Genomic DNA, 16283 nt, shown 5'->3' with positions numbered 1-16283 from the left:
TCCCAGAGTTCACGTTCGGCGAATCGATCGCCGATTCGAGGCCGCCGGTCAGTGTCCGCCTGGTTCGTAGGAGAGCAGGGCCCATTCTCGGAACTGCATGATCGCTGATTCGCCCTGCGCCAGCTTCGGTCGATCGCGGTAGATCTTGTTCTCCCAGATAGGGATGTCCTGCTCGATCTGTTTGCAGAAGTCGCGCGCGAAACCCATCCCCATCTTCGTCATCTCGCCTGTATCGGGCTGCACAGCCACGAAGAACGTGTAACGCGCTTCGACGTGTTCGCCGTCGATGGGGGTGACGGTGAGGATGGTGCACGAACGACCCAGGCCGCGATGCCGCACGACGTCAATGCCCATCCCGAAGAGCTCGGAGTCCACCGCGCCGGACACTGGGCCGCGGGGCGTCTCGAAGTTGACCTCGGCGACCGCGCGGAACAGGTGTCCGTCCTGTTCGACGTCGAGGGCGCCGAACGCCGAGACTCCGTGCACGGTGGCGAAATGGGCTATGTCGACTGTGTTTTCGAAGACCTCTTGCGGGTGCGAGCGAAATCTCCACCGTGCGTGGTCGGGCGCGTAGAAGGTGAAACCCGCATCGTCGGCCTCCGGTATTTTGGGCAACTCCCACTCGGGCTCCCCGCTGCGGGACGAATGCCAGACGAAGATGATGCCGGCCCGCTCGGCGGTGGGCCAGCTGCGGAGTCTGGCAGTCGGGTTGGGCCGTTTGGTGTAGGGGATATCGACGTTGCTCCCGTTGCCGTCGAAGGACCAGCCGTGGAAGGGGCATACGACGCAGTCCTCGCGCACGGTGCCGCCGACTCCGATATCTGCGCCGAGATGTGGGCAGTAGGCGTCGAGGACGTGTGCGGTGCCCGAGTCGCCCCGATAGCAGACGAGCTGCGTGCCGAAGTAGCGCAGCGAGATGACGGCGCCCTCGGTGACCTCGTGGCTGTAGGCGACCTGAAACCATCCCTTGGGATAGTCCGCGAAGGGAAAGCGCTGCGACATGGTGCGACCTTTCCGGCCGGTTGCCCAATTTTCCTATAATAGTAAATTTAGGCGGGCGGGGGATGCGGGGCCGGATGCTGGCGGATCCGCTGATAGCGACTGATATGGCGGCGCGGCGACGCTCAGCTCCCTCATCAGGGGAGTGTCACGAATCAACCGAAACAACTGTCACGCATCAGCCGAAACACTGTCAGGCATCACCCGGAGGCGAAATGTCACGCATCAGCCGAGCTAATACAGGCAAAATGTGCCCCCGGCAGGATTCGAACCTGCGACACCGGCTTTAGGAGAGCCGTGCTCTATCCCCTGAGCTACGGGGGCGACGGGCTGAGCTTACCGGGCGGGCCGCCGGCCGCCGACGGCTCACTGATCAGCGCAGTTCGGCGATCACATTGGCGAAGTTGTCGATGTGGTTGTCCTGCACCGTGAAGTGGGTGACGCCGTATTTCTCCCGGTGGCCCACCAGTTTCTCCGCCATCTCGCGCGGTGATCCGCTGAGCACCGAGTGCATGGCCAGCAACTCCTCCTCGGGGAGATCCGGTGCGTTGCGGCGGGTCAGGGACAGATTGGGCATGGTCTCACCCTGGCCGGGCACCGCGGTGATCACCAGATTCAGCTCCAGCGCGCTGAACCGGTCACCCGCCGCAGTGCGGACGAACTCGATGCGCTCGGCCAGCGGGTCTTCGACGTCGCGCACCTTGGCGCCGGTGAGTCCGATGATGTCGGCATGCCGGGCGGCCAGTCTCATCACCCGGTCGCCGCTACCGGCGATCATGATCGGGACCCGCGGGTGATGCTCGGTCAGGTATTCCGTCATGTGCTGCAGATAGTCAACGCGCGCACCGGCACTGGGATACGGAAGTTCGGCAGCCTCGAATTCCTCTCGGACGTAACCGGTTCCGAGTCCCACCTCCAGCCGTCCATCGCTGAGAATGTCCAGCGCCCCGATATCGCGGCTCAGCAGCGCCGGCTTGTAGAACGCGGCATTCAGCACGTACATGCTCAGGTGGATGCGCTCGGTGACCATCGCCGCCGCTGTCAGCGTGGGAAACGGTGCGGCCGCACCCAGATGGTCTGGTACGCACAGCACGTCGAATCCCACGTCCTCGGCCCGCTTGGCGATGTCCACCAGCGCCTCCCGCGACCTGAAGTATCGGATGCTCAAACCGAAACGAAAATCCTTGTCCACCAACAACCTCCATCAATCCGTAGCCAACTGCCAGGAACGCGCCGCCGCCGCCAACCCATGCGCCAAACTGGACGTGACCGGCGACCAGCCGTCCGCTCCCGGGAGAGGGCTGCGCGGGCTCAAACCCCGGACCCGAACCGGCAGTTCCAGCTGTGCGCCCCCGCCCCGGACCCGGTTCACCGGGTTGTCCGGATGCAGGCCTCGCAGGGCCGAAGGGATGGCGTCGAGATCGGTGACGACCTCATAACCCGGCAGCCGTACATGTCCGGCCAGGTGCGCAGCCAGCGAGCGGTTGCGTCCTCCGGCAAGCAGTTGCGTGCTTCGGCCGATCCTGCCGTAGCCGTGCAGCGAGACGACGACGTCGACGTGGTCGAGGAACTCGGCCAGCCGAACCGACTCGGCCGGATCGAACCGTGACGACGGCAGGTGGTGCGGGTAGCGGTCGGGATGGCGCAGCACATACACCGAGGCGCCGGCTTCCTCGGCGGCACGTTCGGCGATCATGTCGGTCATCTGCTCGAGCCCGCCGCCGTGGATGGCGAGAAAGCCGAACCGCGAGCGCAACCGGCTCAGCTCCACCATGCCCGGCTCGCTCAACAACTCCGAAAGAGACTGTGGCCCAGTCCCATCGGAGGACAGGGGCGTCGGCCACCGGGTCGGATCCCAGCGGCGCAGAAAATCGATCCAGCGCTGCGGCAGCCCATGGTGAACAGCGCCGTCGATGATGCGCGAGAGGTAACCCGGCCGCGGCGGCCCGGGTGTCACCCGATGGTCGATGTAGACCCACGCCGGTGACGGCCCCGAGTCGGTGTGCACGTTCATCTGGTCGCGCCGGTAGCGCACCGGTACACCCTCGGCGCTGTCCAGGACGGTCAGATCACGATCGGAGAGCCGCCAGAGCACCCCGTGCACTTCACCTCCCGCACACGGTTCGACCGTGGCCACGCCGCGCTCGTTGATCAGCCAGTCGTGATCGGAGAGGACCGCCGGGCGAGGGTCACCGGCATCGGGACAGCGTGCCGCCATCTGCCGCACGCACAGGTTCGATCCGTATGCGAAATACAGGTGCCGGCGGACCGGCATTCAGCCTGTCACCGTCAGATAGATCAGTGCCACGTTAAGCAGACTAATCATCACCGCGACCACCCATCCAACGGCCGTTGTGGCGGGGTGGTTGGCGTCAGCGCCCATCAGTTTCCGATTGGCGGTGAGACGGACCAGCGGCAACACCGCGAACGGAATCCCGAATGACAGCACCACCTGGGAGAGCACCAACGTGCGGGTGGGGTCCACGTTCAACGCGAGCAGCGCCACCGCGGGACCCAGCGTCACCAGGCGGCGCACCACCATCGGCACCGACCAGTGCAGCAACCCCTGCATGATCATCGCTCCGGCGTAGGCGCCCACCGAGGACGACGCCAGACCCGATGCCAACAATCCGATGGCGAACAGCACCGCGATGGTCGGCCCCATCGTGTCGCGCACCGCGGCGTACGCGTCGTCGATGGAGGCCACGTCTCCGTGGCCGCGCATGTTGTATGCGGCGACCAGCAGCATCGCCGCGTTCACCCCGCCGGCGATCACCATCGCCACCCCGACGTCCCAGCGCGTGATGCGCAGCAACCGCCGTCGCGGCGTGCCGGCCTCGGGCCGCCCATGCCGGTCGCGGGAGAGTCCGGAATGCAGGTACACCGCATGCGGCATCACGGTGGCGCCCAGAATCGCGGCGGCCAGCAGCACGCTTTCCGTTCCCTGGAAGCGTGGCACCAGCCCGGACATCACCTCGCCCGCCGGTGGGGTGGCGACGAAGAAGCTGGCCGTGAAACCGAGGGCGATCACCAACAGCAATCCGGTGATGACAGCCTCGAACAGACGCTGGCCCCGGCGGTCCTTGATCAGCAACAGCACCAGGGAGATGGCGCCGGTGATCAGCCCGCCGAGCGGTAGCGGCAACCCGAACAGGATGCGCAGCGCGATGGCGCCACCGATCACCTCTGCCACATCGGTCGACATGGCGACGATCTCGGCCTGCGCCCAGTACGCCAGCCGGGCGGGCCGCCCCATTCCACGCCCGATCGCTTCCGGGAGCGAATGCCCGGTGACCAGCCCGAGCTTGGCCGACAGGTACTGCACCAGGCCGGCCATCACGTTCGCGCCGACGATGACCCACAGCAGCAGGTAGCCGAACTTGGAGCCCGAGCTGACGTTGGCGGCGACGTTCCCGGGGTCGACGTAGGCGATCGCGGCGACGAAGGCAGGACCCAGCAGATACCAGCCCGCTCTATCGGTGCTGCCGGTGACCGTGGTGTCCTGCGCCAACTGTGGACCTGCCGTTCGAAGTAAAAAGTTAGGTTAGCCGAAACCGGGACGGCCACCGGCATCGGGCAGGTCAGCTCCGATATTCGGGATTAGCGAAACTCGGCCGGCAGCCGGCGTCCCACTCGGTGCGCTGATTGCCCTCGGCAGGGATGCCGCCGTTGGCCTTCAGCATCCGCGCCACGTGTATCAGGTTGTAGGTCATGAACGTCGTATTGCGGTTGGTGAAGTCGTTCTCCGGGCCGCCTGAGCCGGGATCGAGGTAGGACGGCCCCGGGCCGGCCGGGCCGATCCAGCCCGCGTCGGCCTGCGGTGGGATCGTGTACCCGAGGTGTTGCAGGCTGTAGAGAATGTTCATCGCGCAGTGCTTCACGCCGTCTTCGTTGCCGGTGATCAGGCACCCGCCCACCCGTCCGTAGTAGGCGTACTGCCCCGCGTCGTTGAGCAGGTGCGAGCACGAGTAAAGACGCTCGATGACGCGCTTCATCACCGAACTGTTGTCGCCCAGCCAGATGGGCCCGCACAGCACCAGGATGTCGGCGGCCAACACCCGTTGGTAGAGGGTGGGCCATTCGTCTGTCTCCCAACCATGTTCGGTCATGTCCGGCCATACCCCGGTGGCGATGTCATGGTCGATTGCGCGCAGGCTGTCGACCTCGACGCCCTGCTCGCGCATGATGCCGGCGCTGCGTTCGATCAGGCCGTCGGTGTGGCTGAGTTCCGGTGAGCGTTTCAGGGTCGCGTTGATGAACAGGGCGCGGAGGCTGTTGTCAGAAGTCAAGGTGTGCTTACCTGCCCGTCCGGGTTAGTGGTGGCGTTTTGGCGGTGAGAATACCGGTGTCCGGAACCGCGGCCACCAAGCCCGGGGGCGGGCAATCAGTCAGCCGGCAGATAGAGACCGCGACCGGGGATCAGCGGCAGATCAAGGGTGGTGCGGATCCCGGAAGGCGCGGCCACCACCGCAGGAATCGCGTTGACCACCCGCATCGCGGTGGCGACCAACCCGGCATGGTTGTGATCGCCGCGCCGGCTGCTCAGGCAGATGTCCATGGCATACGACGGTTCACCGGTGATCTCGACCCGATAGGAACCCCCGGGCTGCGCGGGCTGCGGCCAGTCCGGGCACAGGTCTTCCCGCAACCGCGTGATGTGTTCGAGGACGACCGCCGGGCGGCCGTCCACCATGCCGAGCACCTCGAACCGCAACGCCGCGGCACTGCCTTCGGGGACGTGGCCCGAGGCGATGTCGAAGGCCTCCGGCGCCGGCACCCGTTGATACTTCTCGGTGACCTCGTCGAGCGAAATGCCAAGGCCCGCAGCAAGTTGGCGCACCACCGATCCCCAGGCAAGACTCAGTACCCCGGGTTGCAGCAGGATCGGAGTCTCCTCGAGCGGTTTGCCGAAACCCATCACGTCGAACATGACGACGGCGCTGTCATAGGTCGCGTAGTCGACGATCTCCATGCAACGGATCTGCTCGACGCTCTGACAGGTGCCGGCCAAGGCCATCGGCAGCAGGTCGTTGGCGAAGCCCGGATCGATGCCGCCGACGAAGAGGCTCGAATTGCCTTCGCGTGCAGCGTCTTCGATCGGTTTGATCAGCTCCTCCGGCAAGACCTGCCACGGGTACTGCAGGAAGACCGGGCCGCTGCCGACGATGTTGACGCCGGCCGCCAGAACGCGGCGGTAGTCCTCCAGCGCCTCGGGCAGGCGGTTGTCAGCCATGGCGTTGTAGACGGCGCACTGTGGTTTGGTGGCCAGTACGGCGTCCAGGTCAGTGGTGGCCAGCACTCCCGTTGCCCCGTCGAGGCCCGCGAGTTCGGCGGCGTCCTTGCCCGCCTTGGCATCCGAGGAAACCCAGACGCCGGTGAGCTCGAATTCCGGGTTGGTGATCAGCGCTTTCAGTGAATGGATGCCGACATTGCCGGTGCCAAGCTGGGCGACGCGTATTGCCATGGTCGGCTCCTCACAGATCGGGGACGGGGATGTCGAGGTTGGGGTAGGTGAGGCCGCCGTCGACCTCAAGCGTCTTCCCAGTCAGGAAGCCGCCGGCGGGTGAAGCCAAATAGACTGCAGCAGCGGCGATATCGACCGGATCGCCGAGACGGCGCAGTGGCGTCGCCTTCTCCATCGGTGTCCGGAGCTCGTCATTGCCCGCCACGACGTCGAGCGCCGACGTGAGAATCGATCCCGGTGCGATCGCGTTGACCCTGATGCGCGGGCACAGGTCCAGCGCCGTCAGGCGGGTGTAGTGGGACAGCGCGGCCTTGGCGGTGCCGTAGGCGGCGAAACCCCGTCCGGCCAGCCGGCCGATGGCCGACGTGATGTTGATGATGCTGCCTCCGCCGGAGTGCTCGAGCATCAGCGGCACGGCAGCGACGGTGAGGGCGTGCGCCGTGGCGACGTTGAACGTGAACGCGTCCTTGAGGTCTTTCGTCGACGTGGTCAGCAGCGTGTTGGGCATCGTGCCGCCGACGTTGTTGACGACGATGTCTAGTTTGCCGAACGCCTCGACGGCCTCGCCCGCCAATCTGGCGGTGTCCTCCGGGTGTGCCAGGTCGGCGGTGACGACGTGGGCGCGGCGGCCGGTCGCCCGGACCTGCTCGGCCACTTCGTCGAGCTGGGACTGTGTTCGGGACGAAATGACGACGTCGGCGCCTGCTTCGGCGAAAGCCAGTGCCATGGCCGCACCCAGGCCGCGGCCGCCTCCGGTGATGACGGCGACCTTGTCGTCCAGACGGAACCTGTCGAGGATCACGAGGGCCTCGCTTCAGTTGACGGCCGAAACGGGTGTGTGCCGTCCCGGGAGGATTTCTGTAACAGGTTCTACTTTGTCACACCGCCCGGGAAACGTAACGCAGGAGGCCTCTTGCCGCCGCGGCTAGATGGTGCCGCGCGGCATCACCCACCGGTGCTGGAACGTCAATACCGTCGCGGCCGTCTCGAAACAGTCGTCGTAGTGCACCACGACGACTTTGTGCGCCGACGCCAGCGCGGCAGTCAGCAGGTCGGTGATGTCGACCGCGTCGTGCGCACCGGCTTTCGCCAATGCCCGCTGCGCGCCCAGGGCGGTATGCCAGTGTTCGTCATTGGTCGGCAGATATTCGCGGGTCGTGCGGTGTTCGGCCAACCGCTGCTCGTATTCGTCAAACCCCTCGGCTGCGGACAGCGCTTCCGCGTCCAGTGATGCGGTGGTGGCGACAACCCCGGTGTCGAGCAGCGCGCGCAACCGGCGCGACACCTCCGGGTGGTACATCCTGACGGCGGCACTGGTGTCGATGAGGTAGCGCCCTACCAACGCCACGCGGAGCCGCCTCTCTTGGTGCGCATCATCAATTCCCCTCTGTGAGTGCGTATTTCGACAATGGCGCGTCCCTGCAACTACGGCGCTGCGGGCGAATGTCGGAACGTCGCGGAGATGCCCGCGAGCGGGTTCCCGTCGGTCGTCATTGAGCCGAACGGGTAAGCGTCCAAGTTAGTGGGCATGTCGCGAATAGCGGCGAATGGGAATGGCTTTGTTATTGAAAAGTTATATGACCGGCAGTCATTGTAAACGATATGGACATGACTAATGAGAAATGGTGCGCAGAATTAGGCCGGACACTCCGACTGCTCCGCGCGGTGCTGCACAGATCGTGGACAAAAGTGGCGCGGAAGTAATGCTTCCCACGTGGTCCCGCGCTGCTGCGCATCTGCGGCGGCCAACCTCCACTGTCGTAATGATGTACTGAATCGGGACTGGTGCATAGTCTTTTGTCATCTGGAAGGGTGTGCAGCTGCGCTGGGTCGCGCCGTCCCCGCGGAATCGACACCCACGTGGCCACGGTGTCACGATTGGAAATCGCGTCCGGTATTCAATTGAAGGCCGGAAATGGATTGGCCCGACGTCGTTTTATCGATCGACAGCGCGAGGGGGAACAACGGGTCCCTCTGGCGAAGGAGAAAGCCACCAATGTTCGGGCGCCGGTGCCAACGGCGCGGCCCGGTGGCTTCAGCTTGCGCACCGCTGGTTGGCCAGATCGGATATCGTGAATCACGTTTGGCCGCAACGTATTCCGCCGACAGTGCCATTCCGGCTGCGTCCTGCCCGGCGAGCCTGCCGTCGCGGGATGGGTGCGGGAGGGTCGCAACGTCGCTTTCGTCGACTCTTTCACCGTACGTTACCGGTTGTTAATGTAGCGGCAAGGGAGTGAGGAAAGGGTCTGGTCGGACAAGCCGTGGCGGAGGGACGGCGGTTAGTATGTTTCATGTCTACCGATAGGAAGTGAATTGAAACTCAACCGATTTGGCGCCGCGCTCGGTGTCCTGGCTTCAGGCGCACTGGTGTTGTCAGCATGCGGTAGCGACAACAACGCTGGTGGGGGAGGTCAAGGCACGTCGGGCGGTTCGTCGGGCAGCGTGAGCTGCGGCGGCAAGAAGACGCTGAAGGCCAGTGGCTCCACCGCTCAGGCCAACGCGATGACCCGGTTCGTCAAAGCGTTCGAATCGGCCTGCCCCGGGCAGACGTTGAACTACACCGGCAACGGGTCCGGTGCCGGAATCAGCGAATTCAACGGCAACCAAACCGATTTCGGTGGCTCCGACTCTCCGCTCAGCAAGGATGAGGCGGCGGCGGCGCAGAAGCGCTGCGGCGACGCGCCGGCGTGGAATCTGCCGGTGGTGTTCGGGCCCATCGCGGTCACCTACAACATCGGTGGCGTCAGTTCGCTGAATCTCGACGGGCCCACGCTGGCCAAGATCTTCAGCGGTGCCATCACCAGCTGGAACGACCCGGCGATCGCGGCCATCAACTCGGGCACGAACCTGCCCGCCACGCCGATTCACGTCGTGTTCCGTAGCGACGAGTCGGGAACCACCGACAACTTCCAGCGCTACCTCGACGCCGCGTCCAACGGCGCATGGGGCAAGGGCGCCGGCAAGGCGTTCAAGGGCGGCGTCGGCGAAGGCGCCAAGGGCAACGACGGCACCTCGGCTGCCATCAAGAACACCGAAGGCTCGATCACCTACAACGAGTGGTCGTTCGCCCAGGGCCAGCGCCTGAACATGGCCAAGATCATCACCTCGGCCGGCCCGGAGCCGGTCGCCATCGGCACCGACTCGGTGGGTAAGACGATCGCCGGGGCCACAATTTCCGGTCAGGGCAATGACCTGGTGCTCGACACGCTCTCGTTCTACCGGCCCACCCAGCCCGGTTCGTACCCGATCGTGCTGGCCACCTACGAGATCGTCTGCTCGAAGTACCCGGACGCCCAGGTCGGGACGGCGGTGAAGGCGTTCCTGCAGTCGACCATCGGCGGTGGCCAGAATGGGTTGGGTGACAACGGTTACGTCCCCATCCCGGACTCGTTCAAGTCGAGGCTGTCGACCGCGGTCAACGCGATCTCCTGATCTGAGGTTCACGTGGTCAAAGCCCCGCTAGCAAAGCATGCGCTAGCGGAGGTGGATGCGCGCGCAGCAAGACGGGCGGATCGCCTGTTCAGGTTGGTCGCCTCGGCGGCCGGGTCGACCATCGTGGCAGCAATCCTGCTGATCGCGGTGTTTCTCCTGATCAAGGCGATTCCGTCGTTGCGCGCCAATCAGGCGAACTTCTTCACCAGCGCGAAGTTCGACACCTCCTCCGACAAGCTGGCCTTCGGCATCCGTGACCTGTTCATGGTCACCGTGCTCAGCTCCATCAGTGCCCTGGCGCTGGCGGTGCCGATCGCCGTCGGAATCGCCGTGTTCATCACCCAGTACGCCCCCAAGCGGCTGGCGCGGCCATTCGGCGCCATGGTCGATCTGCTGGCCGCGGTGCCGTCGATCATCTTCGGCTTGTGGGGGATCTTCGTTCTGGCCCCGAAGCTGCTGCCCCTCGCGACGGTGCTGAACGACAACCTGGGATGGCTGTTTCTATTCAAGAGCGGCAATGTCTCACTGGCCGGAGGCGGCACGATCTTCACCGCGAGCATCGTCCTTGCGGTGATGATCCTGCCGATCGTCACCTCGGTGTCGCGCGAAGTGTTCCGCCAGACCCCGCCCATGCAGATCGAGGCGGCGCAGGCGTTGGGCGCGACGAAGTGGGAGGTGGTGCGGATGACCGTGCTGCCGTTCGGCCGCAGCGGTGTGATCGCCGCGTCCATGCTGGGGCTGGGTCGCGCGCTGGGCGAAACAGTGGCAGTGCTGATCATCCTGCGATCGGCCGCCAAGCCGGGCAACTGGTCGCTGTTCGACGGTGGTTACACGTTCGCCTCCAAAATCGCTTCGGCCGCTTCGGAATTCAGTGCGCCGCTGCCGACCGGTGCGTATATCTCCGCGGGTTTCGCCTTGTTCGTGCTGACATTCATGGTCAACGCCGCGGCTCGCGCGATCGCCGGCGGAAAGGTCAACGGATGAGCCAGCCCAGTGCCACCGCGCTCGAACAGCCGGTCAAGGTGGTGGTGTTCCGGCCGTTGAGCCTGGCTCGCCGGATCAAGAACAGCGCCGCGACGGTGTTCTTCTTCGCCTCGTTCCTCATCGCGCTGGTGCCATTGATCTGGGTGCTGTGGGTGGTGATCGAACGTGGTTGGCGCGCGGTCGTCCAGGCCGACTGGTGGACGCATTCACTGCGCGGCGTGCTGCCCGAGGAGTTCAGCGGCGGGGTCTATCAGGCGTTGTATGGGACGGTGGCCCAGGCCGGAGTGGCGGCGGTGATCGCGGTGCCGCTGGGGCTGATGACCGCGGTCTATCTGGTCGAATACGGCACCAGCCGAATGGCACGGGTGACGACGTTCATGGTCGACGTGCTGGCCGGGGTGCCCTCCATCGTGGCTGCCTTGTTCATCTTCAGCCTCTGGATCGCGACGCTCGGATTCCAGCAGAGCGCGTTCGCGGTGGCATTGGCCCTGGTCCTGCTGATGTTGCCGGTGGTGGTGCGCTCCACCGAGGAGATGCTGCGGCTGGTGCCCGACGAACTGCGCGAAGCCAGTTATGCGCTGGGCGTTCCGAAGTGGAAGACGATCGTACGGATCGTGGCGCCCATCGCGACGCCGGGCATCATCTCCGGGGTACTGCTGGCGGTCGCCCGGGTGATCGGCGAGACGGCACCGGTGCTGGTGCTGGTGGGCTACAGCCGGTCGATCAACTACGACATCTTCAATGGCAACATGGCCTCGCTGCCGCTGCTGATCTATACCGAGCTCACCAACCCCGAACGCGCGGGTTTCCTGCGCGTCTGGGGGGCGGCGCTGACCCTGATCATCATCGTCGCCGCGATCAACCTCTCGGCCGCGGGCATGCGGTTCCTGGCCACCCGGAAGCGCTGACCCGGCTCAGGAACCGGGCGGTAGTCGCAACACCCGGCCGTTGCCGCGGTCGGCGACGTAGACGTTGCCCTTCTTGTCGACGGCCACCGACAACGGGGTGTTCAGGCCGTTGAACGGCAGCTCCACCGAGGCCGTCGCGCCGGCGGGCAACTTCGCCACCACGTTGTTGTCGTGTTCGGTGACGTAGACGTTGCCCGCGCCGTCGACGGTGATACCCCACGGCGCGCTCATTCCGGTGAACGGCAACTCGGACTGGTTGCTGGTCCCGGCATCGAGCTTCAGCACGCGATTGTTGTCGGTGTCGGTGACGTAGATGTTGCCGTCGCTGTCGACGGCCACCCCGTCGGGATTCTTCAGGCCGTTGAACGGCAACTCGGTCTGGGTGTTGCTGCCCGCCGCCAGCTTGAGCACCCGGTTGTTGCCGCGGTCGGCGACGTAGACGTTGCCCTGCGGGTCCACCGCGACACCCTCGGGGTAGTTGAGCCCGGTGAAGGGCAGCACCACCTGGTTGTTCGACCCGCCGGCCAGTGCCACCACCCGATTGTTGAAGTCGCTGACGTAGATCTTGCCGGCGCCGTCCACGGCGATGCCCTGCGGTTCGTACAACCCGTTGAACGGCTTGACCGTCGGAGAGTTGGATCCGTCCGGCAATGTCACGACGCGGCCGTACATGGTCTGGTTGGTGACATAGACGGTGCCGCTGCCGTCCACCGCGACCCCGCCCGGGGCGAAGCGGAAGTTCAGCCCGTTGAACGGCATCACCTGCTGTCCCTTCGCGTTCTGCGTCGAAGGCCCGCCGCCGTCCGGCCGGGTGAGGAAGAACGCGGTGGCAGCGATCACCACAAGCAGCACGGCTGCGGCGGCGGCGCCGATGATCAGGGCCTTGCGGGACTTGCGCTTCGCGGGTGGCGCCGTCGGGTGCGGCTGGGAAGGCTGCTGATACTGCGGCGGAGCGGCCATCGGTACCGGGCCCGACGGCGCGACGCCGGGATGGCTCGCCCAGCCGGCCGCCGCTACCGGGGCGGCCTGGGTGAACTGGTCGGAGTTGTTGCGGGGTCGCTCGCGCCACCCGCCGGTGTTGGACGGCAAGGGTTGCGCCATGGTCTCGTCGCCGGTGCGGAACGGGGGAACCGGCGCCCGCATGGTCGCCGGGCTGCTGGGGTACGAACCGGAGCCGCCCTGGCTGGACCAGCCACCGGCGCCCGGATCGACCGCCGGCAGCATCAACGTCTCGTTGTCGCCCTGACGCAGGATGGTGGCTTCCTGGCGCTGTTCGGGCGTGCTGAGCGCTTCGTGTGCCGCGATGGCCAGGTCGCCGGCGGTCATGTAGCGCTCGTTCGGGTTCTTCGCCATGCCCTTGGCGATCACCTGGTCCAGTGCGGCGGGAACGCGGCCGGGGCGGATCACGCTGGGCCGCGGGACCGGCTCCATCAGGTGCGAGGCGATCAGTCGTTCGACGCTGTCAGCGCGATAGGGCGGCGCCCCGGTGAGGCACTCACCCAGCACGCACGCCAGTGCATAGATGTCGGCCCGGTAGGTGACGTCGTCACCGGTGAACCGTTCCGGCGCCATGTAGTTGTAGGTACCTACCGCCATCCCGCTCTGCGTCAGGTTCGGGTCGTGCGCGGCGCGGGCGATGCCGAAGTCCACCAGATAGGCGAAGTCGTTCTGGGCGACCAGAATGTTTTCCGGCTTGACGTCGCGGTGGGTGATGCCGCTGGCGTGCGCGGCGTCCAGCGCCGCGGCGACCTGGCGGATGATGGCGACCGTCCGGGCCGGGGCCATTGGCCCGAACTGCGTCAGCAAGGACCGCAGCGATACGCCGTCGATCAGGCGCATCTCGACGAAGAAATGTCCGTCGAGTTCGCCGTAGTCGTGGATCGGCACGATGTGCGGCTCGTTGAGCCGACCGGCGATGTCGGCCTCGCGTTGCATCCGGGACCGGAACACCGGGTTGTTGGAGAACTGCGTGGAGATCAGTTTCAGTGCGACCACCCGGTGCTTGCGGGTGTCCTCGGCCTCGTAGACCTCACCCATGCCGCCGCGGCCGATGAGGCGCACCAACTGGTAGGGCCCGAAGCGTGACCCCACCCGCGATTCCGACCCGGTGTTGGTCACCGTCGATGCTCCCTTCGCCCGGCAGACGCCACCGGCGCCGTCGCGCCGAAACTGATGGTTAACACACGGTAAATCCTCCGAGAGGAGGCACACAACAAAATCCGGCGACTCGGGATGAATTTTGAATCACGAGTGAGTAACGGCCCGCCCCGGGCCACGGCCGCCGCCGCCAGATTATACGCGCTGAAATCCGTTGCTGGCCAATGACAGTCATTGCCTGGGGCTAAACCTGCCGCCCCGCAACGTGTCCCGATGACTCCCGGTCACGCGATGGCGTTGACCACCGGCACCAGCTTGGACTGGAACGAGTTCGGCAGCGGGATGTACCCGTACTCGTCCAAACCGACCTGTCCGTCGCCAATTGTGGCCTGCATGAACGCCTTTACCGCCTGGCCGGTCGGAGTGTCGGGGTACTTCGAGCAGACGATCTCGTAGGTGACCAACACGATCGGGTAGGCGCCCGCCTGAGTCGGCTTGTAGAAGGATGACGTGTCGACGATCAGGTCGTTGGTGTCACTGCCGGCCTTGAAGGTGGCTCCGGCGATCGTCTTGCCCACCGTCTCCGCACTGATCGACACCGCCTGCGGACCGGCCGAGGTGATGATCTGGGCCATGTTCAGCTGGTGGCCCACCGCAAACGACCATTCGTTGTAGGTGATCGACCCGTCGGTTCGTTTCATGGCCTGCGACGTGCCGTCGTTGCCCGCCGCGCCCTCGCCGACGCCGCCGTTGAAGGCCTGTCCCGTGCCTTTGCCCCAGGCGCCGTTGGAGGCGGCGTCGAGATAACGCTGGAAGTTGTCGGTGGTGCCGGACTGGTCGGCACGGAACACGACGTGGATCGGCGTGGGCGGCAGGTTGGTGCTCTGATTGAGCGCCTTGATGGCCGGGTCGTCCCACTTGGTGATCGCGCCGTTGAAGATCTTGGCGATGGTGGGTCCGTCCAGGCTCAGGGAATTGATCCCGTTGATGTTGTAGGTCACCGCGATCGGGCCGAAGACGACGGGAATGTCCCAGGCCGGGGAACCACAGCGCTCGCGCGCCCGGTCCGGCTCGCCCTTGTCGGGGTTCATCGGGGAGTCGGAGCCGGCGAAGTCCGTCTCGTTGCCGAGAAACGCTTTCATCCCCGCGCCCGAGCCGTTGGCGGCGTAGTCCAGGGTGTGGCCGGGACAGGCATGGATGTAGGCGTAGACGAACTGTTCCATCGCGTTCTTCTGCGCGGTCGAGCCGCCGGCGAGGATCTTCTTCTTGCCGCCGCAGTTGACCGGGACTACGGGCGCGGCACTCGATGAGGACGACGCCGATTTGCCGGAGTTGCCGCCACATCCCGACAGCACCAGTGCGCTGACAAGCAGCAGGCCGAGCGCGACGCCAGATCGAGTGAACTTCACGGCAACTCCTCGAGGGGTCGGCAGCACGATGAGCCTACTCCGGGCGCTCATTTGCTGGTGGCTTTGGTGCCGGCCTTCTTGGCCGCAGACTTCTTGGCGGGTGCCTTCTTGGCCGGCGCCTTCTTCGCCGCTGTGGCGGCGGCCTTCTTGGCCGGTTCCTTCTTGGCCGGTTCTTTGTTGGCCGACTCCTTCGCGGCGCCCGAGCGCGCCTTCACGCTGGCCTCCAGTTTGGCGAGCAGATCGGAAACGTCTTCCGTCTCGTCGAGTTCGGTCGGTTGCTCCTCGACCGTAAACGCTTCTTCCCCTTCGAGTTTGGCGTCGACGAGCTCCTGCAACTGCTCCTGGTAGGTGTCGTGGTAGCGGTCCGGGTCGAAGTCATCGGCCATCGACTCCACCACCTGGCCGGCCATCTTCAGCTCGGCCGGCTTGATCTCCACTTCCTTGTCCAGTACCGGGAAGTCCGGGTCGCGGATCTCGTCCGGCCACAGCAGTGTGTGGATGACCATCACGTCGCGCTTGCCGAAATCCTTGACCCGCAAGGCGGCCAGCCGAGTCTTGTTGCGCAGCGAGAAGTGCACGATCGCCATGCGATCGGTCTCGGCGAGCGTCTTGGCCAGCAGCACATAGGATTTCGACGATTTCGAATCGGGCTCCAGGAAGTAGCTGCGGTCGAACAACATCGGGTCGACCTCACTGGCCGGGACGAACTCGAGCACCTCGATCTCGCGGCTGCGCTCCTCGGGCAGGGTGGCGATGTCGTCATCGGTGATGATCACACTCTTGCCGTCGTCGGATTCGAAGGCGCGGGCAATGTGGCTGTATTCGACGACCTCTCCGCACACCTCGCACACGCGTTTGTAGCGGATGCGGCCGTTGTCCTTGTCGTGCACCTGGTGGAACTTGATGTCGTGGTCCTGGGTGGCGCTGTACACCTTGACCGGCACATTCACGAGCCCGAAAGCGATCGAGCCCTTCCAGATGGAGCGCATT

The 16283-nt window shown here is 65.4% G+C and carries 15 protein-coding genes and 1 tRNA gene; 3 read left to right on the top strand and 13 right to left on the bottom strand.

All coding sequences use genetic code 11. From position 1 onward, the window contains the following. Positions 1-48: 48 nt before the first annotated feature. The 10 genes from QXK92_RS24730 to QXK92_RS24685 form a co-directional block, all read right to left on the bottom strand. Positions 49-1002: a Rieske 2Fe-2S domain-containing protein gene (locus QXK92_RS24730; RefSeq protein WP_306245972.1), complete on the bottom strand. Its 954-nt coding sequence runs from the start codon at positions 1000-1002 to the stop codon at positions 49-51. 248 nt (positions 1003-1250) lie between these two features. After that, positions 1251-1323, bottom strand: a tRNA-Arg gene (locus QXK92_RS24725). Positions 1324-1372: 49 nt separating this feature from the next. Continuing rightward, a complete protein-coding gene (locus QXK92_RS24720; RefSeq protein WP_306245970.1) occupies positions 1373-2197 on the bottom strand; it encodes an LLM class F420-dependent oxidoreductase in 825 nt (274 codons plus the stop codon). 6 nt (positions 2198-2203) lie between these two features. Then, positions 2204-3274 (bottom strand): poly-gamma-glutamate hydrolase family protein, encoded by a 1071-nt coding sequence (locus tag QXK92_RS24715; protein WP_306245968.1) that lies wholly within the window; start codon positions 3272-3274, stop codon positions 2204-2206. Beyond that, positions 3275-4510 carry an Nramp family divalent metal transporter gene (locus QXK92_RS24710; RefSeq protein ID WP_306245966.1) on the bottom strand — a complete coding sequence of 412 codons (1236 nt, stop codon included), beginning with the start codon at positions 4508-4510 and terminating at the stop codon, positions 3275-3277. A 70-nt stretch (positions 4511-4580) separates the two neighbouring features. After that, a complete protein-coding gene (locus QXK92_RS24705; RefSeq protein ID WP_306245964.1) occupies positions 4581-5288 on the bottom strand; it encodes a flavodoxin family protein in 708 nt (235 codons plus the stop codon). A 95-nt stretch (positions 5289-5383) separates the two neighbouring features. Continuing rightward, on the bottom strand, positions 5384-6463 hold the full coding sequence (locus QXK92_RS24700; RefSeq protein WP_306245962.1) for a diacylglycerol kinase: 1080 nt from the start codon (positions 6461-6463) through the stop codon (positions 5384-5386). Between the two features lie 10 nt (positions 6464-6473). Then, a complete protein-coding gene (locus QXK92_RS24695) occupies positions 6474-7265 on the bottom strand; it encodes an SDR family oxidoreductase (protein WP_306245960.1) in 792 nt (263 codons plus the stop codon). Positions 7266-7388: 123 nt separating this feature from the next. Then, positions 7389-7811 (bottom strand): PIN domain-containing protein, encoded by a 423-nt coding sequence (locus QXK92_RS24690; protein WP_306245958.1) that lies wholly within the window; start codon positions 7809-7811, stop codon positions 7389-7391. Between the two features lie 524 nt (positions 7812-8335). Then, positions 8336-8578, bottom strand: a complete 243-nt coding sequence (locus tag QXK92_RS24685; RefSeq protein WP_306245956.1) for a hypothetical protein — start codon at positions 8576-8578, stop codon at positions 8336-8338. A gap of 198 nt (positions 8579-8776) precedes the next feature. Between QXK92_RS24685 and pstS (QXK92_RS24680) the strand changes: the two genes are divergently transcribed. The 3 genes from pstS (QXK92_RS24680) to pstA are packed head-to-tail and all read left to right on the top strand — an operon-like array spanning position 8777 to position 11787. Further along, positions 8777-9895: a phosphate ABC transporter substrate-binding protein PstS gene (gene pstS, locus QXK92_RS24680; RefSeq protein ID WP_306245954.1), complete on the top strand. Its 1119-nt coding sequence runs from the start codon at positions 8777-8779 to the stop codon at positions 9893-9895. 12 nt (positions 9896-9907) lie between these two features. After that, positions 9908-10879, top strand: a complete 972-nt coding sequence (gene pstC / locus QXK92_RS24675; RefSeq protein WP_306245952.1) for a phosphate ABC transporter permease subunit PstC — start codon at positions 9908-9910, stop codon at positions 10877-10879. Then, positions 10876-11787, top strand: coding sequence for a phosphate ABC transporter permease PstA (gene pstA, locus QXK92_RS24670; protein WP_306245951.1), 912 nt, complete (start codon positions 10876-10878; stop codon positions 11785-11787). Before pstC ends, pstA begins: the two co-directional genes overlap by 4 nt. A 6-nt stretch (positions 11788-11793) precedes the next feature. Here pstA and QXK92_RS24665 read toward each other — a convergent pair whose 3' ends face one another. The 3 genes from QXK92_RS24665 to QXK92_RS24655 form a co-directional block, all read right to left on the bottom strand. Further along, positions 11794-13905, bottom strand: a complete 2112-nt coding sequence (locus QXK92_RS24665) for a serine/threonine-protein kinase PknD (RefSeq protein WP_306245949.1) — start codon at positions 13903-13905, stop codon at positions 11794-11796. Positions 13906-14168: 263 nt separating this feature from the next. Next, positions 14169-15293, bottom strand: a complete 1125-nt coding sequence (gene pstS / locus QXK92_RS24660; RefSeq protein WP_306245947.1) for a phosphate ABC transporter substrate-binding protein PstS — start codon at positions 15291-15293, stop codon at positions 14169-14171. 47 nt (positions 15294-15340) lie between these two features. Then, a complete protein-coding gene (locus tag QXK92_RS24655; protein WP_306245945.1) occupies positions 15341-16282 on the bottom strand; it encodes a Ku protein in 942 nt (313 codons plus the stop codon). Position 16283: the final 1 nt, after the last annotated feature.

The organism is Mycobacterium sp. TY815, assembly GCF_030755135.1.
In the GTDB taxonomy this organism is placed as follows: Bacteria; Actinomycetota; Actinomycetes; order Mycobacteriales; family Mycobacteriaceae; genus Mycobacterium.
Note: the sequence above shows the minus strand (reverse complement) of the source record. Positions and strands in the feature narration are given on the sequence as shown.

Bases quoted from the DNA above. Each gene is read 5' to 3' on its own strand.
- pstA (WP_306245951.1), top strand. From the start codon at position 10,876: ATGAGCCAGCCCAGTGCCACCGCGCTCGAACAGCCGGTCAAGGTGGTG.
- QXK92_RS24655 (WP_306245945.1), bottom strand. From the start codon at position 16,282: ATGCGCTCCATCTGGAAGGGCTCGATCGCTTTCGGGCTCGTGAATGTG.
- QXK92_RS24730 (WP_306245972.1), bottom strand. From the start codon at position 1,002: ATGTCGCAGCGCTTTCCCTTCGCGGACTATCCCAAGGGATGGTTTCAG.
- QXK92_RS24700 (WP_306245962.1), bottom strand. From the start codon at position 6,463: ATGGCAATACGCGTCGCCCAGCTTGGCACCGGCAATGTCGGCATCCAT.
- QXK92_RS24685 (WP_306245956.1), bottom strand. From the start codon at position 8,578: ATGGCACTGTCGGCGGAATACGTTGCGGCCAAACGTGATTCACGATAT.
- QXK92_RS24715 (WP_306245968.1), bottom strand. From the start codon at position 3,274: ATGCCGGTCCGCCGGCACCTGTATTTCGCATACGGATCGAACCTGTGC.